The organism is Enterobacter sp. 22452 (assembly GCF_052045065.1).
GTDB classification, from domain to species: domain Bacteria; phylum Pseudomonadota; class Gammaproteobacteria; order Enterobacterales; family Enterobacteriaceae; genus Enterobacter; species Enterobacter mori.
This window is the reverse complement of record NZ_JBQEOB010000013.1, coordinates 48,782-67,310: the sequence shown is the minus strand read 5'-3', so window position 1 is coordinate 67,310 and position 18,529 is coordinate 48,782. Positions and strand designations below refer to the sequence as shown.

At 53.1% G+C, this 18,529-nt stretch carries 16 protein-coding genes; all 16 read right to left on the bottom strand.

Annotated elements, in window-relative coordinates:
• Positions 1–7 precede the first annotated feature (7 nt).
• A complete protein-coding gene (gene dnaE, locus ACTJJA_RS22815) occupies positions 8–3,490 on the bottom strand; it encodes a DNA polymerase III subunit alpha (protein WP_421511604.1) in 3,483 nt (1,160 codons plus the stop codon).
• 38 nt (positions 3,491–3,528) lie between these two features.
• On the bottom strand, positions 3,529–4,125 hold the full coding sequence (gene rnhB / locus ACTJJA_RS22810) for a ribonuclease HII (RefSeq protein ID WP_010426699.1): 597 nt from the start codon (positions 4,123–4,125) through the stop codon (positions 3,529–3,531).
• Positions 4,122–5,270, bottom strand: a complete 1,149-nt coding sequence (gene lpxB, locus ACTJJA_RS22805; RefSeq protein WP_421511603.1) for a lipid-A-disaccharide synthase — start codon at positions 5,268–5,270, stop codon at positions 4,122–4,124. Before lpxB ends, rnhB begins: the two co-directional genes overlap by 4 nt.
• A complete protein-coding gene (lpxA, locus tag ACTJJA_RS22800) occupies positions 5,270–6,058 on the bottom strand; it encodes an acyl-ACP--UDP-N-acetylglucosamine O-acyltransferase (RefSeq protein WP_010426704.1) in 789 nt (262 codons plus the stop codon). Before lpxA ends, lpxB begins: the two co-directional genes overlap by 1 nt.
• A gap of 3 nt (positions 6,059–6,061) precedes the next feature.
• Positions 6,062–6,517: a 3-hydroxyacyl-ACP dehydratase FabZ gene (gene fabZ / locus ACTJJA_RS22795; RefSeq protein ID WP_010426706.1), complete on the bottom strand. Its 456-nt coding sequence runs from the start codon at positions 6,515–6,517 to the stop codon at positions 6,062–6,064.
• Between the two features lie 103 nt (positions 6,518–6,620).
• The gene (lpxD, locus tag ACTJJA_RS22790) at positions 6,621–7,646 is read right to left on the bottom strand and encodes a UDP-3-O-(3-hydroxymyristoyl)glucosamine N-acyltransferase (protein ID WP_421511601.1); all 1,026 of its coding nucleotides are present in this window, start codon (positions 7,644–7,646) and stop codon (positions 6,621–6,623) included.
• Positions 7,647–7,649: 3 nt separating this feature from the next.
• Entirely contained in the window at positions 7,650–8,144 is a 495-nt protein-coding gene (gene skp, locus ACTJJA_RS22785) for a molecular chaperone Skp (RefSeq protein ID WP_010426710.1), read from the bottom strand.
• Positions 8,145–8,266: 122 nt separating this feature from the next.
• On the bottom strand, positions 8,267–10,684 hold the full coding sequence (gene bamA / locus ACTJJA_RS22780) for an outer membrane protein assembly factor BamA (RefSeq protein WP_042719073.1): 2,418 nt from the start codon (positions 10,682–10,684) through the stop codon (positions 8,267–8,269).
• Between the two features lie 31 nt (positions 10,685–10,715).
• Entirely contained in the window at positions 10,716–12,068 is a 1,353-nt protein-coding gene (gene rseP / locus ACTJJA_RS22775) for a sigma E protease regulator RseP (RefSeq protein ID WP_440669266.1), read from the bottom strand.
• 11 nt (positions 12,069–12,079) lie between these two features.
• Positions 12,080–12,937, bottom strand: a complete 858-nt coding sequence (gene cdsA / locus ACTJJA_RS22770) for a phosphatidate cytidylyltransferase (protein WP_010426717.1) — start codon at positions 12,935–12,937, stop codon at positions 12,080–12,082.
• Between the two features lie 12 nt (positions 12,938–12,949).
• Positions 12,950–13,708, bottom strand: coding sequence for a (2E,6E)-farnesyl-diphosphate-specific ditrans,polycis-undecaprenyl-diphosphate synthase (ispU, locus tag ACTJJA_RS22765; protein WP_089599138.1), 759 nt, complete (start codon positions 13,706–13,708; stop codon positions 12,950–12,952).
• A 186-nt stretch (positions 13,709–13,894) separates the two neighbouring features.
• Positions 13,895–15,094, bottom strand: coding sequence for a 1-deoxy-D-xylulose-5-phosphate reductoisomerase (ispC, locus tag ACTJJA_RS22760; protein ID WP_109081838.1), 1,200 nt, complete (start codon positions 15,092–15,094; stop codon positions 13,895–13,897).
• A gap of 95 nt (positions 15,095–15,189) precedes the next feature.
• On the bottom strand, positions 15,190–15,747 hold the full coding sequence (frr, locus tag ACTJJA_RS22755; protein ID WP_006173607.1) for a ribosome recycling factor: 558 nt from the start codon (positions 15,745–15,747) through the stop codon (positions 15,190–15,192).
• Between the two features lie 167 nt (positions 15,748–15,914).
• The gene (pyrH, locus tag ACTJJA_RS22750) at positions 15,915–16,640 is read right to left on the bottom strand and encodes a UMP kinase (protein ID WP_006173609.1); all 726 of its coding nucleotides are present in this window, start codon (positions 16,638–16,640) and stop codon (positions 15,915–15,917) included.
• Positions 16,641–16,789: 149 nt separating this feature from the next.
• Positions 16,790–17,641: a translation elongation factor Ts gene (tsf, locus tag ACTJJA_RS22745; RefSeq protein WP_006173611.1), complete on the bottom strand. Its 852-nt coding sequence runs from the start codon at positions 17,639–17,641 to the stop codon at positions 16,790–16,792.
• Between the two features lie 117 nt (positions 17,642–17,758).
• Positions 17,759–18,484, bottom strand: a complete 726-nt coding sequence (gene rpsB / locus ACTJJA_RS22740; RefSeq protein ID WP_003856207.1) for a 30S ribosomal protein S2 — start codon at positions 18,482–18,484, stop codon at positions 17,759–17,761.
• Positions 18,485–18,529 lie beyond the last annotated feature (45 nt).

The window sequence follows — 18,529 nt, the reverse complement described above, 5'->3', positions numbered from 1 at the left end:
TCCTGTATTAGTCAAACTCCAGTTCCACCTGCTCCGAACCAATGAGGCCACGGAGATCGTTGAGTAAACGATCGCTCGGAGAGACACGCCACGTTGCACCAAAGCGCAACCGCGCACGTGCATCCGCCCTCTGATAGTAGAGATGTACTGGAATGGTCCCCGAGCGGTGGGGTTCCAGAGACTGACGGAGTCGGTTTAAAAGCTGGTCATCAATTTGCCTGTCCGTCAGCGAGATAGCAAGCCCGCGAGCATATTTTTCCCGGGCTTCGTCAATGTCCATCACTTCGCGGGCGGTCATTTTAAGCCCCCCACTGAAGTCATCAAAGCTGACCTGTCCGCTGACGATAAGTATGCGGTCTTTTTCCAGCAAGTGCTGGTATTTATCCAGCGCGTCGGTGAACAACATCACCTCCAGACGCCCGGAACGGTCATCCAACGTACAGATGCCGATACGATTGCCGCGCTTGGTGACCATAACCCTTGCAGCAATCACGAGCCCCGCAGCCGTGGTGATTTTACCACGATCTGTCGGATGCATGTCTTTTAGCCTGTGGCCGCCGACATAGCGCTCAATTTCTTTGATGTACTGGTTGATCGGGTGCCCCGTCAGGTACAAGCCTAACGTTTCACGCTCCCCATCCAGTACGACCTGTTCTGGCCACGGCTGGCAGTTGGAGTATGACTGTTCAATCTGCTCTGGCTCTTCCGCCAGCACGCCAAACATATCCGCCTGACCAATCGCTTCCGCTTTTGCATGCTGATCTGCCGCTTTCAGGGCGTCGCCCAGCGAGTTCATCAGCGCGGCGCGGTGCGGTCCCAGCCTGTCAAACGCGCCGGACATGATCAGTTTTTCCAGCACGCGGCGGTTCAGTTTTTTGGTATCGGTACGGGCGCAAAGATCGAACAACTCGCGGAAATACCCGCCGTTGTTACGCGCTTCGATGATCGCCTCGATCGGGCCTTCACCCACGCCTTTGATCGCGCCGATCCCGTAAACGATCTCCCCGTCGTCGTTGACGTGGAAGTGGTAGAGACCCGAGTTAATGTCCGGCGGCAGGATCTTGAGCCCCATGCGCCAGCACTCGTCCACCAGGCCAACCACCTTCTCGGTGTTGTCCATATCGGCCGTCATTACCGCCGCCATAAATTCAGCAGGATAGTGCGCTTTCAGCCACAGCGTTTGATACGACACCAAAGCATAGGCGGCTGAGTGGGATTTGTTAAATCCGTACCCGGCGAATTTCTCCACCAGGTCAAAGATCTTAATCGCCAGTTCACCATCAACGCCGTTTTTTCTCGCGCCTTCTTCGAAAGTGCCTCGCTGCTTGGCCATCTCTTCCGGCTTTTTCTTACCCATTGCACGACGCAGCATGTCCGCGCCGCCGAGGGTATAGCCGGAAAGCACCTGGGCAATCTGCATCACCTGTTCCTGATACAGAATGATGCCGTAGGTTGGCTCAAGCACCGGCTTCAGGCTTTCGTGCTGCCACTGAACGTCCGGATAGGAAATCTCTTCGCGCCCGTGCTTACGGTCGATAAAGTTATCTACCATCCCCGACTGCAGCGGGCCCGGACGGAACAGGGCCACCAGTGCGATCATATCTTCGAAGCAGTCAGGCTGCAGACGCTTAATCAGATCTTTCATGCCGCGGGATTCAAGCTGGAAGACAGCGGTAGTCTCCGAGCGCTGCAGCATGTCGAAACTTTTTTTGTCATCCAGCGGGATGGCAGCGATGTCTATTGGCTCAAGACCCTGCTTTTCCCGGCGCGGGTTGATCATCTTCAGCGCCCAGTCGATGATCGTCAGTGTTCGCAGGCCAAGGAAGTCGAACTTCACCAGCCCGGCGTATTCTACGTCGTTCTTATCGAACTGGGTAACCGGGTGCTGGCCCGCTTCATCGCAGTATAGCGGCGCGAAGTCGGTGATTTTGGTCGGAGCGATAACCACGCCCCCCGCATGCTTACCGGCGTTACGCGTGACGCCTTCCAGCTTGCGCGCCATGTCGATCAGCGCTTTAACTTCTTCGTCGGCTTCGTAGATTTCCGGCAGCTGAGGTTCGGCTTCAAACGCTTTTGCCAGCGTCATGCCCGGATCGGGCGGCACCAGCTTAGAAATACGATCGACAAACCCGTACGGGTGACCCAGCACGCGGCCGACGTCACGGATAACCGCTTTCGCCGCCATCGTACCGAACGTAATAATCTGCGATACCGCATCACGGCCGTACATATCGGCGACGTGCTCGATCACCTGGTCGCGTTTCTCCATGCAGAAGTCGACGTCAAAGTCGGGCATGGAAACACGTTCCGGGTTAAGGAAACGTTCGAACAGCAGGTCAAACTCCAGCGGGTCGAGATCGGTAATTTTAAGCGCATAGGCCACAAGCGATCCTGCTCCAGAGCCACGCCCCGGTCCGACCGGCACGCCGTTATCTTTCGACCACTGGATAAACTCCATAACGATCAGGAAGTAGCCGGGGAAGCCCATCTGGTTGATCACCTGGAGTTCAATATCCAGACGTTCATCGTACGGAGGTCGTTTCTCTTTGCGAACGGCTTCATCCGGGAACAGGAACTCCAGACGCTCTTCCAGGCCTTCCTTCGATTTTACGACCAGGAAATCTTCCGTGGTCATGTCACCTGTCGGGAACTGCGGCAGGAAATACTCGCCGAGACGCACGGTGACGTTACAGCGTTTTGCTATTTCAACACTGTTTTCCAGCGCTTCCGGGATGTCCGAGAAGAGCTCACACATCTCCTCTTCGTTGCGCATATACTGCTGAGAGGAGTAGTTACGTGGGCGTTTAGGATCGTCGAGGGTGAAGCCGTCATGGATCGCCACACGAATTTCATGTGCGTCAAAATCGCCCGCTTCGAGGAAACGGACATCGTTGGTGGCCACCACAGGCAGACCGCGCTCTTCGGCGAGTGCCACGGCGGCATGCAGATAGCTCTCTTCGTCCGCACGCCCGGTGCGGATCAGCTCAAGATAGTAGCGATCCGGGAAATACTCTTCGTAGAACGAGACGCACTGATCCACCAGCGCACTGTTGCCACGCAGCAGACACTTGCCGACATCGCCCATGCGACCGCCGGAAATCAGCAGCAGGCCTTCGTTCAGCTCTGCCAGCCAGTCGCGGTCGATCCACGGGCCCATCGCACCATATCCACGCTGATAGGCTTTAGAGATAAGCAGAGTAAGGTTCTGATAACCGGTGTTATTCATCGCCAACACGGAGATCTGCGTCATTTCATCGCCGAGCACCTCGCTCTGGACATGAAAATCCGCGCCGACAATTGGCTTTAACCCGGCACCATGCGCGGTTCCGTAGAACTTCACCAGGCCACACAGGTTGGTAAAATCGGTGATCGCCAGCGCAGGCATGCCAAGCGCGGCCGCCTTTTTTACCAGCGGTCCGGTCTTTGCCAGCCCATCGATCATGGAGTAGTCGCTATGCACCCGCAGGTGTACGAAACGTGGTTCAGCCATCTTCAGATTCCGCGTTACTTAATTACTTGCGTATTGATTCAGGACACCCGTCCCAGCGCGCGCTTCACCGGGCCAAAGCTGCGACGGTGGTGTTCGGTTGCGCCATGTTCAGCCAGCCTTTCCAGATGGAAAGGTGTGGGATACCCCTTATGCTGGGCGAAACCATACTGAGGGTAAGTGAGGTCCAGCGCGGCCATTTCGGCGTCGCGCGTCACTTTGGCAATAATAGAAGCTGCGCTAATTTCTGCGACCCGGCTATCGCCTTTGACGACCGCCATTGAAGGCATAGGCAATGCCGGACAGCGGTTTCCGTCAATCAGGACATATTCAGGAGAAATTTTCAAACCCGCTACCGCACGCTGCATCGCCAGCATCGTAGCATGCAAAATATTCAGCTCGTCTATTTCGTGCGGTTCAGCGCGCCCCAGGCTCCAGGCCAGCGCCTTCTCCTGAATCTCACTAAACAACGCCAGCCGGCGCTTTTCAGACAATTTTTTAGAGTCGTTCAGCCCGATAATGGGACGAGCCGGATCGAGGATCACCGCCGCGGTGACCACTGCGCCTACCAACGGGCCGCGTCCTACTTCGTCCACGCCCGCCACAAGATGGGTGTGAGGATAAACAAATTCCATCATTTTGCTAGCTCCAGCACCGCATCAGCCGCTTGCTCATCAGCATTACAGCGGATCAGTTGATGCAGTTCACGGAAGGTATCGTGCATCTGGTGGCTGGTCTTGCCGTTTGCCAGCAGCGGCAGCAGTGCATCCGCGAGCGCCTGCGGCTGGCACTCATCCTGCAACAGCTCTTTCACCAGCTCGCGCCCGGCAAGCAGGTTTGGCAGGGAGACATAATCCGTTTTCACCAGACGTTTTGCCAGCCAGAAGGTGAACGGCTTCATGCGATAACCGACCACCATCGGGCATTTCGCCAGCATACACTCCAGCGCCGCCGTGCCGGAGGCAAGCAGCGCGGCATCGCTCGCATACATCGCTTCCCGCCCTTTTCCGTCCAGCAGACGGACGTGGAGATCCGGGGCGACTTCCGCTTTGATACGCTCAAACTGCTCGCGGCGTTTGGCATTCACCAGCGGTACGACCACTTCAAGGTCGGGATAGGTCTGGCGAAGAATTTGCGCTGTTTTGAGGAAATCGGCGCTCAGCATTTCAACTTCAGCACCGCGGCTGCCCGGCAGCAGTGCCAGACAGTGAACGTCATGGGGAATACCCAGTGCATCGCGCGCCGCGTTTTTATCCGGATCCAATGGCATCGCATCCGCCATGGTATGACCGATAAAACGGCACGGAACATTAAATCTGTCGTAAAACGCTTTTTCGAAAGGCAGGAAAGCCAGCACCAGATCGGTGGATCTCCCGATTTTGAAAACGCGTTTCTGTCGCCACGCCCAGACGGACGGACTGACGTAATGAATGGTTTTGATCCCCTGCTTTTTCAAATTCCCTTCGAGGGTAATGTTGAAATCAGGCGCATCGATACCGACAAACACATCAGGTTTGAGGTCGGTAAAACGGCGGGTGAGATCGGCACGAATATGAAGTAAGCGACGCAGACGCCCCAGCACCTCAACAATGCCCATCACGGCCAGCTCTTCCATCTCATACCAGGCTTCGCAACCTTCAGCCTGCATCAGCGGGCCAGCAACACCCACAAAGCGAGCATTAGGTACGCGAGCTTTTAGCGCGCGGATGAGACCAGCACCAAGAATATCGCCGGAGGTTTCTCCGGCGACCAGGGCTATCGTAAGCGGACGACTGTCGACCATTAACGAATCAGACCCCTTGTTGAACGGTCAAAGAACTCCATGAACGCGTTCACTTCAGGGTGTTTGTTCGCCAGCTCGGCAATTTCCGGCTTCGCCTCTTCCAGCGTTTTCCCGCTACGGTACAGCAGTTTGTACGCGTTGCGGATGGCTGTAATCGCTTCGCGGCTAAAGCCACGGCGCTTGAGGCCTTCGATGTTCACGCCAAATGGCGTGGCATGGTTACCCTGCGCAATAACGTAAGGTGGAACGTCTTGCGCCACACCTGAGCAGCCGCCGACCATCACGTGTGCACCAATGATGCAGAACTGATGAACTGCGGTCATGCCACCGATAATTGCGAAATCATCTACCGATACGTGCCCCGCCAGCGTTGCGTTGTTGGCGAGGATACAGCGGTCACCCACGGTACAGTCATGCGCGATATGCGCATTAACCATAAACAGGTTGTCGCTGCCTACCTTCGTCAACCCACCGCCCTGTACTGTTCCACGATGAATGGTGACGCTTTCACGAATACGGTTACGATCGCCAATTTCCAGACGGGTAGCTTCACCAGCATATTTCAGATCCTGGTTAACTTCACCGATGGAAGCGAACTGATAAATCTCGTTATTACAGCCAATGGTCGTGTGACCATTCACCACAACGTGAGATTTCAGTACTGTACCCTCACCAATTTCGACATGGGGTCCAACAATACAGAACGGGCCAACGTGGACGTTAGCACCAATGATGGCACCGGTTTCCACGATGGCAGTAGGATGAATAAAGGCAGATTTATCAATCACGTATCAGGACTCCCGGCTACGAGCACACATCATCGTCGCTTCGCAAACAACTTTGCCGTCAACCAGAGCTACGCCTTTGAAGCGAGTCAGGCCGCGACGCGTTTTTTCAAAAGTGACTTCCATGATCATCTGATCACCAGGCACAACTGGACGCTTAAAGCGCGCCTCATCGATACCTGCGAAGTAATAGAGTTCACCCGGCTCCAGTTTACCTACGCTTTTAAACGCCAGAATACCGGTTGCCTGTGCCATTGCTTCCAGGATCAACACACCCGGGAAGATCGGCTTACCAGGGAAGTGTCCCTGGAAGAAAGGCTCGTTAACGGAGACATTTTTCACTGCGCGCAGAAAACGACCTTCTTCAAAATCCAGCACACGGTCTACCAGCAAAAACGGGTAGCGGTGCGGCAGAAGTTCTAAAATCTCTTCAATATGCAGAGTATGAGTGTCAGTAGTCAAAATACTCTTCCTGTCAAATGTACTAAGTAGCAATAATAACACGGCCTGCCGGTTTATAAAAAAGCCGACAGGCCGGGAAAATTAGCGTTAAACGGATGAACGCTTAGTCTTGTTGATCGATTTTGCGCTCAATCGCTTTGAGACGCTTGCTCATATCATCAATATTCATCACCAGAGCAGCTGTTTTACGCCAGACCTTGTTCGGTTGCAGCGGAATGCCTGAGGAATAGACGCCAGGTTCAGTGATAGGACGCATTACCATGCCCATACCTGTCACCGTCACTTTGTCGCATATTTCCATATGGCCGTTGATCACGCTGGCACCGCCAATCATGCAGTAACGGCCAATTTTGAGGCTGCCTGCCATGATCACGCCGCCCGCAACTGCGGTATTGTCGCCAATCACAACGTTATGTGCAATCTGGCACTGGTTATCAATGATAACACCATTGCCAATAATGGTGTCGTCAAGCGCACCGCGGTCAATAGTGGTACAGGCACCGATCTCAACACGATCGCCGATAATCACGCGACCCAACTGTGGGATCTTAACCCAGTTACCCCGATCGTTGGCGTAACCGAAACCGTCAGAACCAATCACCGTGCTGGATTGAATGAGGCAATTTTCGCCAATCTCAACCTCGTGGTAGACAGATACATTGGCCCACAAGCGGGACCCTGCACCAATCTTCGTATTTTTACCAACAAAGCAACCTGGACCAATCACCACGTTGTCACCCAGCACAACGCCGGATTCAATGACAGCGTTTGGGCCAACTGCAACGTTGTTACCCAGCTGAGCCGTAGGATCAATTGAGGCACTAGCCGCAATGTTCTGCGCCGGCTGCGGCGTGGTATCAAGAATTTGGGCCATGCGTGCATACGTCAGGTAGGGATTTGTCACTACCAGAGCAGCGCCTGTGGCAAACGGAAGATCGTCCTGCGTCAGAACAACGGCAGACGCCTGGCATTGAGCCAGGTGTTCACGGTACTTAGGACTTACCATGAAAGTGATGTTGCCAGCTTTAGCAGATTGCATGGACGCAACAGCGGTGATGACGATATCGCCATCACCGTGTAATTCTGCATCCAACTGCTGAGCTAAATCAGCCAGTCGAATTGAAGGCATTACTTATTTAACCTGTTTCAGAACATCAGCGGTGATGTCTTTAACATCGCTGCTGTTGAAAGCAACGGCATTCGCATCAACAACCAGATCGATGCTCTGATCGGCAGCAACAGCTTTAACTGCAGACTGAATGCGAGTAACCAGTTTACCGCGCTCTTCGTTAGAACGACGCTGACGATCCTGCTCGAAAGCCTGCGCTTTCTGGGAGAAGGTCTGGCGCTGAGCCATTACGTCTTTTTCCAGCTTGCTGCGATCGCTTGCTTTCATGGTAGAACCATCGCGCTGCAGACGCTGCATTTTAGTCTGGAGGTCGCCTTCCATACGTTGCAGTTCGCTAGCACGGCCTTTGAATTCGTTTTCCAGCGTCGCAGAAACGCCCGTTTTCTGTGCAACTTGCTGGAACAAATTACCCATGTTGACGATTGCGATTTTGTCCGCTGCCTGAGCAGAAGTTGCCATCGCTAAACCGAGACCTGCAGCTAATAACCACTTTTTCACAATTAACTCCTTACCATCCCATTGGCACCTGAAGGTACCGTTCTTTGCGTGGCAAGGCGATCGTGTTACCGATCGCCAGTTGTCAGCGCTACACTGCCAACGCATTCCTTTGCAGCGAATTATTACCAGGTTTTACCAATGTTAAACTGGAATTGCTCCGCTTTGTCTCCATCGTATTTCTTAAACGGCTGGGCGTAAGAGAAGACCAACGGCCCCAGCGGTGACATCCATTGTAATGCGATACCTGCGGACATGCGAATGTTGCCCGGATCGCTGTAGTCTGGAACACCTGCCGCACGCATCTGGGCGGTATTCTCCCAGTTGGTATCCCACACCGTACCCGCATCCATAAAGAAGGAGGTACGGACAGAGTTCGCGTACTTGTCGCTGATAAACGGCGTAGGCGTGATGAACTCAAGGCTCGCCACGGCCATAGCGTTACCGCCGACTGCATCATCAGAGCTACACACTTGTTTTGGATCACGGCTTGCGCAGTTATCTTCGTCATTACCGCCGTAGTAGACCGCTTTCGGACCAATGTTATTGGACTGGAAGCCACGAACGGTGCTGGAACCGCCCGCATAGAAGTTCTCATAGAACGGCAACTCTTTACTGCCAATCCCGTCACCGTAGCCCCAACGAGTACGACCCAGGACAACCCACTTGTGGTCATCATCAATCGGGAAGTAAGACGCCGTGTCCAGCGTCAACTTGTAGAACTCGTTATCAGAGCCAGGAATGGTCACTTTACCGTTCAGATTGACGCGAGAACCTTCAGTAGGGAAGTAGCCACGGTCAAGGCGGTTATATGTCCAGCCGTAGTTGAAGGTGAAGTCATCCGCCGCGAAACCGTTGTCATCGCTGGACGTACTTGCCGACTGGCCAATGGAATCCAGATAACGCCACATCGCCACCTGAGGCTGCATGTTGGACAGGTCGTTATGCACATAACCTAAGCCCGCACGCAGAGTGTTGTATTCGTTCACCGGGAAGCCGAGCGTACCGTCTACACCGTAACTCTTGTTGGTATAGGAGGACAGATCCGCGTCGTCTGCTTTAAAGTCGTTATAGAAGATACGACCACCCAGGCTCACACCGTCAACGGTGAAGTATGGGTTTGTGACAGAAAACTCAGAGTAGGTCTGGTAGTCGTTTTTGGTACCGTTGATACCAACAGAGTACCCCGTACCCAGCCAGTTATCCTGCTGAACACCGACCTGGAAGCTCACTCCGCTTTCAGTACCGTAGCCCACACCGAAGTTGAAGCTACCGGTGTTACGCTCTTTTACTTTATAGACAACATCAACCTGATCCGGGCTGCCTGGTACACGCTGGGTATCAGTATCAACCGTCTCGAAGTAACCCAGACGATTCAGACGTTCTTTACCCTGGTCAACCAGGTCGCTACCCAACCACGCCCCTTCCATCTGGCGCATTTCGCGGCGCAGAACGGAATCTTTAGACGTATCGTTACCTTCGAAGCGGATCTTACGCACGTAGAAACGGTTACCCGCATCAACGTTCACGTGCAGCTTAACGGTTTTCTCTGCGTCGTTGATTTCCGGCTGAGTTTGTACGCGCGGATAGGCGTAACCATAGCGGCCGAGCAGCTTTTTAATACTGTCTTCCATTTTGGTGACTTTAGAACCGCTATACAGATCGCCTGGCTGAATTTTGGTCAGCGACTCAATCTCAGCAGAATGCCCCGCCAGGTTTCCACTTACTTCAACGCCAGAAAGCTTGTACTGATCGCCTTCTGTGATGTTAACCGTAATGTAGATCCCTTTCTTGTCCGGAGTCAGACTGACCTGAGTTGAATCAATGTTGAAACGGGCATAACCGCGATCCAGATAATAGCTGCGCAGGGTTTCAAGGTCGCCTGCCAATTTCTGTTTCTGGTATTTACGATCGCCCACCACGTTCCACCACGGCACTTCGTCACGCAGCTGGAACGTTGAGATCAGCTCGTCGGTGCTGAACGCGTGGTTACCCACAATGTTGATCTGTTGGATCTTCGCAGAAACACCTTCCTGGAAGACCAGTTTCAGGTCAACACGGTTACGCGGCAGCGGCGTCACTACCGCTTTCACGCTGGCGCTGTATTTACCGACGCTGTAATAGAAGTCTTCCAGACCTTTTTCAATGTCTGCAAGGGTTGTGCGGTCCAGGGACTCCCCCACACGAACACCGGATGCTTCAAGGTTTTGCTTGAGCATGTCATCTTTCACCGACTTGTTGCCGGAGAAGGTGATACTGGCGATCGTTGGACGTTCTTTTACCTGAACCAGCAGCGTATCACCATCGCGCAGGACGCGGACGTCCTCAAAGTTGCCAGTGGCAAACAGAGCGCGGATGGTGTTACTGATGTCTTCATCATTAACCGTATCGCCGGGGCGCACAGGCATACTGAGGAGGGCCGCACCAACGGCGACACGCTGAAGGCCTTCGAAATGAATATCTTTCACTACGAACCCGTCAGCACCGTATACGGTGGCGCTGCTAAACAGCAGCGACGCTATGAGCAACTTTTTCATCGCCATCGTTATTATGCGTTCTTCCTAACTAACTCTCTTACAACCGAGAGAAATCATTGAAAAGTGCAAGCCCCATTAACAGCACCAGCAAAATCGAGCCAATGCGATAACTAAAGTCTTGAACTCGCTCGGATACCGGTCCGCCTTTTAGCTTTTCAATGGCTAAAAACAGCAGATGGCCCCCGTCTAATACGGGAAGCGGGAACAGGTTGATTATCCCGAGGTTCACGCTAATGAGCGCGAGAAACATGAGATAGTAAATCACCCCGAACTCCGCTGACATCCCAGCCCCCTGAGCAATCGAAATAGGCCCACTGAGGTTGTTCAGTTTCACATCACCGGTTATCAATTTCCCCAACATGTTTACCGTCAGCTTCATCAGTTGCCATGTTTTATCCGTGGCTTCAAGGATGGCGCTGAACGGCCCATACTGGCGTATTGTCTTGTACTCATCTGGCAGTGGGATCACTTTCGGCACTACGCCTGCAAACCCTTCTGCCTTTCCGCTGCTCGATTTGGTATCCGGAATCAGCGTCAGTGAGAGCGGACTCCCCTGTCTTTCCACTTCCAGCGCGAGCGATGTACCCGGATTATCGCGTACCAGATTAACAAAGGTCATCCATTGTGTTAATGGTTGACCATCGACTTTAACGATCCTGTCGCCCGCTTGCAAACCCGCTTTACTCGCTGCGGAGTTAGCCTGTACTTCGGCTAATACCGGTTCGATTTGCGCGCTGCGCGGCCGAATCCCCAGAGCGGAAACGGGATCTTCTTTGTCGGGTTCGAAACTCCAGTGGCGTAAATCCAGCACTTTTTCCTGCCGCTGGTCTGATCCAAAAGGCGACACGCTGACAGTCGTCTTCTCATCACCAATTTTCGCAACCAGCTGCAATCGCACGGCATCCCAATCAGGGGTTTCGATGCCATCAATCGCTTTAAGTTCCATCCCAGGTGCAATTTGCCCACTCGCTGCAATAGAGCCAGGGGCAATTTCACCGACAACCGGACGCACGCCAGGGACACCGATGATAAACACCAGCCAGTATGCGAAGATAGCAAAGATGAAATTGGCTACCGGACCGGCAGCAATGATGGCAGCACGTTGCCCAACGGTTTTGTTGTTAAACGCGCTGTGTCTCAGTTCTGGCGCAACAGGCTCGACGCGCTCGTCGAGCATTTTGACATAGCCACCCAGCGGAATAAGGGCGATGACAAACTCGGTGCCATGGCGATCGGTACGCTTCCAGAGCGATTTACCAAACCCGATGGAGAATCTCTCCACCCGCACGCCACAGCGTCGAGCAACCCAGAAATGGCCAAATTCATGCACGGTAATCAGTACACCCAGTGCAACAATGAACGCCGCCAGATTCCAGAGAATGCTCAGCATAAAACCTTCCGTTAAATCGTCCCGAATACCAGTAAAAGCAAGCAAGCAAACACTGGAACAGCCGCCGTCAGGCTGTCAATACGATCCAGTATCCCGCCATGGCCTGGAATCAAGTGACCACTGTCTTTAATCCCTGCTTCACGCTTGAACATACTTTCGGTGAGATCACCCAGCACCGAGGCCAGCGCAGCGAAAATTGAGCACACCAGCAATGTTGACGGTGCAACCTCCAGATTCGCCCAGAGGCCATAACCCCAGGAGATGATCGCCGCCGTAAACAGGCCACCAATAAATCCTTGCCAGGTTTTACCCGGGGAAACCTTCGGCGCCAGTTTATGTTTGCCGAACAGTTTACCAAACATATAGGCTCCAGAGTCAGCCCCCCAGACGAGAATCATCACATAAAGCAGCCAGAGGGCACCGCTATAGTGGTTTTCGTCATAGTGCCAGGCACGCAGCGCGACCATACCCCAGAAAAATGGAACAATTGTGAGCAGACCAAAAATAAGGCGCAACACTTTAGAATTTCGCCACAGCGCCGCAGAGCCTGGATAAAAAAGCACCAACACAAGCGCAGCAACCCACCATGCCAGCGATATCCATAAGGATCCGGCAACCAGCGGTTGGTGAATATCGTGATGATATTCAGGCAACGTGAACAGCATTAGGGCCAGGATAAAGCCACAAAGCACCGCCAGCCATACCCGCTGTGTGCGCGAGGTAAAGCCGCTAAACTGTCCCCATTCCCAGGCGGCAAGCATGCACACCACCAGCGTAACAATCGCGAATCCCACTGGGGGCAGTAAAAACAGCGCCGCAATGACAATGGGTATTAATACAAAAGCGGAAATCAGGCGATACTTCAGCAAAAGCTACCCCCATCAGGCTTTGTCGCCACCAGGCTCGGTGCCGCCGAAACGACGCTCTCGATTGGCAAAGGCATGCAGCGCACCTTCAAAGTCTTGTTCATCAAAATCGGGCCAAAGAACATCAGTAAAGTAAAGTTCGGCGTAGGCGATTTGCCAAAGCAAAAAGTTACTTATGCGGTGTTCTCCCCCTGTCCTTATTACCAAATCCACAGGCGCCAGTTCATTCATGCAGATTTGCCGACTGAGCGCCTCTTCATCAATTTGGTCGGGTCTCAACAGCCCTTCCTGAACCTGCTCGGCAAGATGCCGAACGCCCTGAATAATATCCCAGCGTCCGCCGTAATTCGCCGCGATATTGAGCGTCAGGCCGGTATTATTTTCCGTCAGCGCTTCTGCTTTGCGAATCCGTTCCTGCAAACGTGAGTTAAAACGACTGGTTTCGCCAATAATACGCAGGCGGACGTTGTGGCGGTGCAGGCTTTTTACTTCGCTATCGAGCGCCCACACAAACAGTTCCATCAACGCAGTCACTTCCTGCGGTGGTCGATTCCAGTTCTCACTGCTAAAAGCATAGAGCGTTAACGCATCAATGCCGTTATTGGCGGCAAAAGAAACGGCGCGGCGAACGGACTTCGCCCCCGCTTTATGCCCAAAGGCTCGTATCTTCCCTTGTCTTTTCGCCCAGCGGCCGTTGCCATCCATGATGATTGCTACATGACGACAGCCATGCGCTGGCAAGTTTTCGCTCATTGGTTGATTCGCAGACAACATAACGCGTTTTTAGTCCCTGAAAAGGATTTAACGGTACACAGGAATACTGAAGCCTATACATAAAAAAGCCGTGTCAAACCACGGCTTACCTGACCACATAAAGTCAAATACCTGCGATCAGGTGGCGCAGACTATATCACTGAAGCACAACGCTAACAAATAGCACGACGACTAGTGGCTGCTTTATCACCAGCTTGCGAGACGTGTCACCAGTTTACGCGCAACAATGCGAGCCTCTGCATCGACCGCCAGCACCTCTTCCACGCTTTGTGGCTCGCGCAAATCCATCAATTCAAGCACTGAAAGATTCATTGCTGCGATATCGGTAAAGCGGATCTGCTGATTCAGAAATGCCTCAACGGTCTCTTCATTCGCTGCATTCAGTGCCGTCGTCGCCGCCTGCCCTTGGTCAAAGGCCGTCATCGCAAGCTTCAGGCACGGGTAACGGTCGTAATCAGGCTCGCTAAAGGTCAGTGAACTCAGCTTGCAGAAATCGAGCGGTTTTGCCCCGGATGTCACACGGTTTGGCCACGCCATGGCGTGAGCAATAGGCGTGCGCATATCCGGTTCGCCCAACTGAGCAAGCACGCTGCCATCCTGATAGCGCACCATAGAGTGAATCACCGATTGCGGGTGGATCAGCACTTCCATCTGTTTCGCTGACGCATTAAACAGCCAGCGCGCTTCAATGTATTCCAGACCTTTATTCATCATGGTGGCTGAATCAACGGAGATCTTACGACCCATCGACCAGTTCGGATGACGGCACGCCTGATCCGGCGTCATTGCGCTCAGTTCTGACAGTGGCGTTTCACGGAACGGGCCACCAGACCCGGTGAGCAGAATCGACACGACGCCATTCTGCTCCAGGTCAGCGTACCCCAGGTTCTGTTGAAAAGGTTGCGGCAAACTCTGAAAAATGGCGTTGTGTTCGCTATCAACCGGTAAAAGACGCGCGCCGCGCTGTTTGACGGCCTCCATAAAGAGGCGTCCGCAGGTCACCAGCGACTCTTTATTCGCCAGCAGAACATCTTTACCGGCATCAATAGCGGCAAGCGTCGGCAGAAGCCCAGCCGCCCCAACGATGGCGGCCATCACCTGATCGACCTCATCCAGCGCCGCCATTTCGCATGCCGCCTGCTGACCGCTGAGCACCTCGGTGCGGCTGCCCTTTTCCTGCAGCTGCGCTTTCACCTGGCGAGCACTCTCTTCGTCATCCATCACCGCAAAGCGGGGCGTAAACTCCAGACACTGCTCCACCATGCGCTGCACGTTTTTACCGGCCACAAGGGCGGTCACGGTGTAGCTTTCAGGATTATGGCGAACCACGTCAAGAGTGCTGCAACCGATAGAGCCAGTTGAGCCAAGGAGTGTTAAATGCTTCATGAGATGCCCGGAAAAAAGTTAGACCAGATAAAAGCAAAACGCCGCCAGTAAGACACAACGTCCCCTGAACGGCGTTTATCAGTGTACGACAGAAATCAGAACTGCATCAGTTCCGCTTCTTTATCTGCCAGCGCCGCATCAATTTTCTTGATAGCCGCGTCAGTCATCTTCTGCACGTCATCCTGGGAACGACGGTCATCATCTTCGCTGATCTCTTTTTCTTTCAGCAGCGCTTTCACTTTATCGTTCGCGTCGCGGCGTACGTTACGTACGGAAACACGACCTTGCTCAGCTTCACCGCGCACCACTTTGATCAGGTCTTTACGACGTTCTTCGGTCAGCGCAGGCAGCGGAACGCGAATGTCAGCACCCGCAGAGCTTGGGTTCAAACCGAGGTCAGACGCCATGATCGCTTTCTCAATAGCCGGGCTCATTGAACGATCGAATACGTTGATTTTCAGCGTACGGGTATCTTCTACGGTAACGCTCGCCAGCTGACGCAGTGGAGTTGGCGTACCGTAGTATTCTACGATGATGCCATCCAGCAGGCTTGGAGAAGCACGGCCAGTACGGATTTTGCTGATTTGGTTTTTGAAGGCTTCTACGCATTTATCCATGCGTACTTCAGCATCTTTTCTGATGTCGTTAATCACGTTACGGATCCTTGAAAACTTGTCTCAGGCAGACTAACCGCCAGCACAGCGCTACAGGTGTGCTAAGTATAGTCGCGTTTAATTCATGACAACGCCAAAGGCGCGTCCGGGTAAGATACCACTACAAAGTAAAGCGGAATCTTACCTGTATTTATCGCCGACGGAAATTATTCCGTGATCAAAGTGCCTTCTTTTTCGCCCATTACAACGCGGCGCAGTGCGCCCGGTTTGTTCATGTTGAAGACACGGATCGGCAGTTTGTGGTCACGAGCCAGCGTGAAGGCGGCAAGATCCATTACTTTCAGCTCTTTATCCAGCACTTCGCTGTAGCTCAGCTGATCGTACATGGTCGCAGACGGATCTTTTGCCGGATCGGCAGTAAACACGCCATCCACTTTGGTCGCTTTCAGCACCACATCGGCTTCGATTTCGATACCGCGCAGGCAGGCAGCGGAATCGGTGGTAAAGAACGGGTTACCCGTACCGGCGGAGAGGATCACCACGCGGTTGTTGCGCAGCAGGCTGATGGCTTCTGCCCAGCTGTAGTTATCGCACACGCCGTTCAGAGGAATAGCGGACATCAGGCGGGCGTTCACATAGGCGCGATGGAGCGCATCACGCATGGCCAGGCCATTCATCACGGTTGCCAGCATACCCATGTGGTCGCCCACAACGCGGTTCATCCCCGCTTTCGCCAGACCAGCACCACGGAAAAGGTTGCCACCGCCAATGACCACGCCAACCTGAATACCCAGTTCGACCAGTTCTTTGATTTCCTGTGCCATGCGGTCAAGGATGCTTGCGTCAATACCGAAGCCTTCCGTTCCCTGCAGCGCTTCGCCACTCAGCTTAAGCAGAATGCGTTTGTACACGGGTTTTGCATTGGTAGCCATGTTTCTTTCCTGAGACTGTCAACGATTAAGATGGGGTTAATTCTGGCGACATGTTATGCCGCAAACCAGCGCAGGGATACAGTAACCTGTCTGATTTTGTATGACGGGTGACAAAAAGAAGCCGCCCTCAGGCGGCTCCTTTTCAATCATTAAGACTGCTTGGACATTGCAGCAACTTCTGCTGCGAAGTCAGTCTCAACTTTCTCGATGCCTTCGCCCACTTCGAAGCGGATGAAGCCAGTTACGTCAGCGTTGTGCTCTTTCAGCAGCTGAGCAACAGACTTGCTTGGATCCATAACGAAAGGCTGGCCAGTCAGAGAAACTTCGCCGGTGAATTTCTTCATGCGGCCTTCAACCATTTTCTCTGCGATTTCTTTAGGCTTACCAGACTGCATCGCGATGTCCAGCTGAACCTGGTACTCTTTCTCTACCACTTCAGCAGACACGTCTTCTGGCTTAACGAATTCTGGCTTGCTTGCAGCGATGTGCATTGCCAGCTGTTTAACCAGCTCTTCATCAGCGCCTTTAGCCGCAACCAGAACACCGATACGTGCGCCGTGCTGGTAAGAACCCAGAACGTCGCCTTCCAGGGAAGATACGCGACGGATGTTGATGTTCTCACCGATTTTAGCAACCAGCGCAACACGCTCTTCTTCGAACTGTGCTTTCAGAACTTCAACGTCAGTGATTTTGCCAGCAACAGCTGCGTCCAGTACTTTGTTCGCAAATGCCTGGAAACCGCCATCTTTAGCAACGAAGTCAGTCTGGCAGTTAACTTCCAGAATGATACCGTAGGTGCCGTCGATTTTAGTGATGATCACGCCGTCAGCAGCAACGTTGCCTGCTTTCTTAGCTGCTTTGATCGCACCGGATTTACGCATGTTTTCGATTGCCAGCTCGATGTCGCCGTTCGCTTCAGTCAGCGCTTTTTTGCAATCCATCATGCCTGCGCCAGTACGCTCGCGCAGCTCTTTTACCAGGGATGCGGTAATTTCAGCCATTCTTAAATCCTCGGGAGATGTGAACTGCCCGGCCATAAGCCAAACAGTATAAATTGAAAAAAGGGGCCGATAATTGGCCCCTATTCATACACGGTACTAATAAGGGGTAAAACCTTATTATTCAGCTTCTACGAAGCTTTCTTCCGCCTGAGAAGCCAGATCCTGGGAACGGCCTTCACGAACGGTAGCAGCTACAGCGCTCAGGTACAGGCTAACAGCACGGATTGCGTCGTCGTTACCCGGGATAACGAAGTCAACACCGTCCGGATCGGAGTTGGTATCAACGATAGCGAATACCGGGATACCCAGGTTGTTAGCTTCTTTGATTGCGATGTGCTCGTGGTCTGCATCGATTACGAACAGCGCGTCTGGCAGGCCGCCCATATCTTTGATACCGCCCAGGCTGTTTTCCAGCTTGTCCAGTTCACGAGTACGCATCAGCGCTTCTTTCTTAGTCAGCTTATCGAAAGTACCGTCCTGAGACTGGGTTTCCAGATCTTTCAGGCGTTTGATGGACTGACGAACAGTTTTCCAGTTGGTCAGCATGCCGCCCAACCAGCGATGGTTCACGAAGAACTGGTCGCAGCTGTTAGCAGCATCTTTCACAGCTTCGCTTGCAGCGCGCTTAGTACCAACGAACAGAATCTTACCTTTACGGGAAGAGATCTTGTTCAGCTCAGCCAGGGCTTCGTTGAACATTGGTACAGTTTTCTCAAGGTTGATGATGTGAACTTTGTTACGTGCGCCGAAGATGAAAGGCTTCATTTTCGGGTTCCAGTAACGGGTCTGGTGACCAAAGTGAACACCAGCCTTGAGCATGTCGCGCATGGAAACAGTTGCCATGTTTAAAACCTCTATAGTAAAAGTTGGGGTTATGCCTCCACGTAT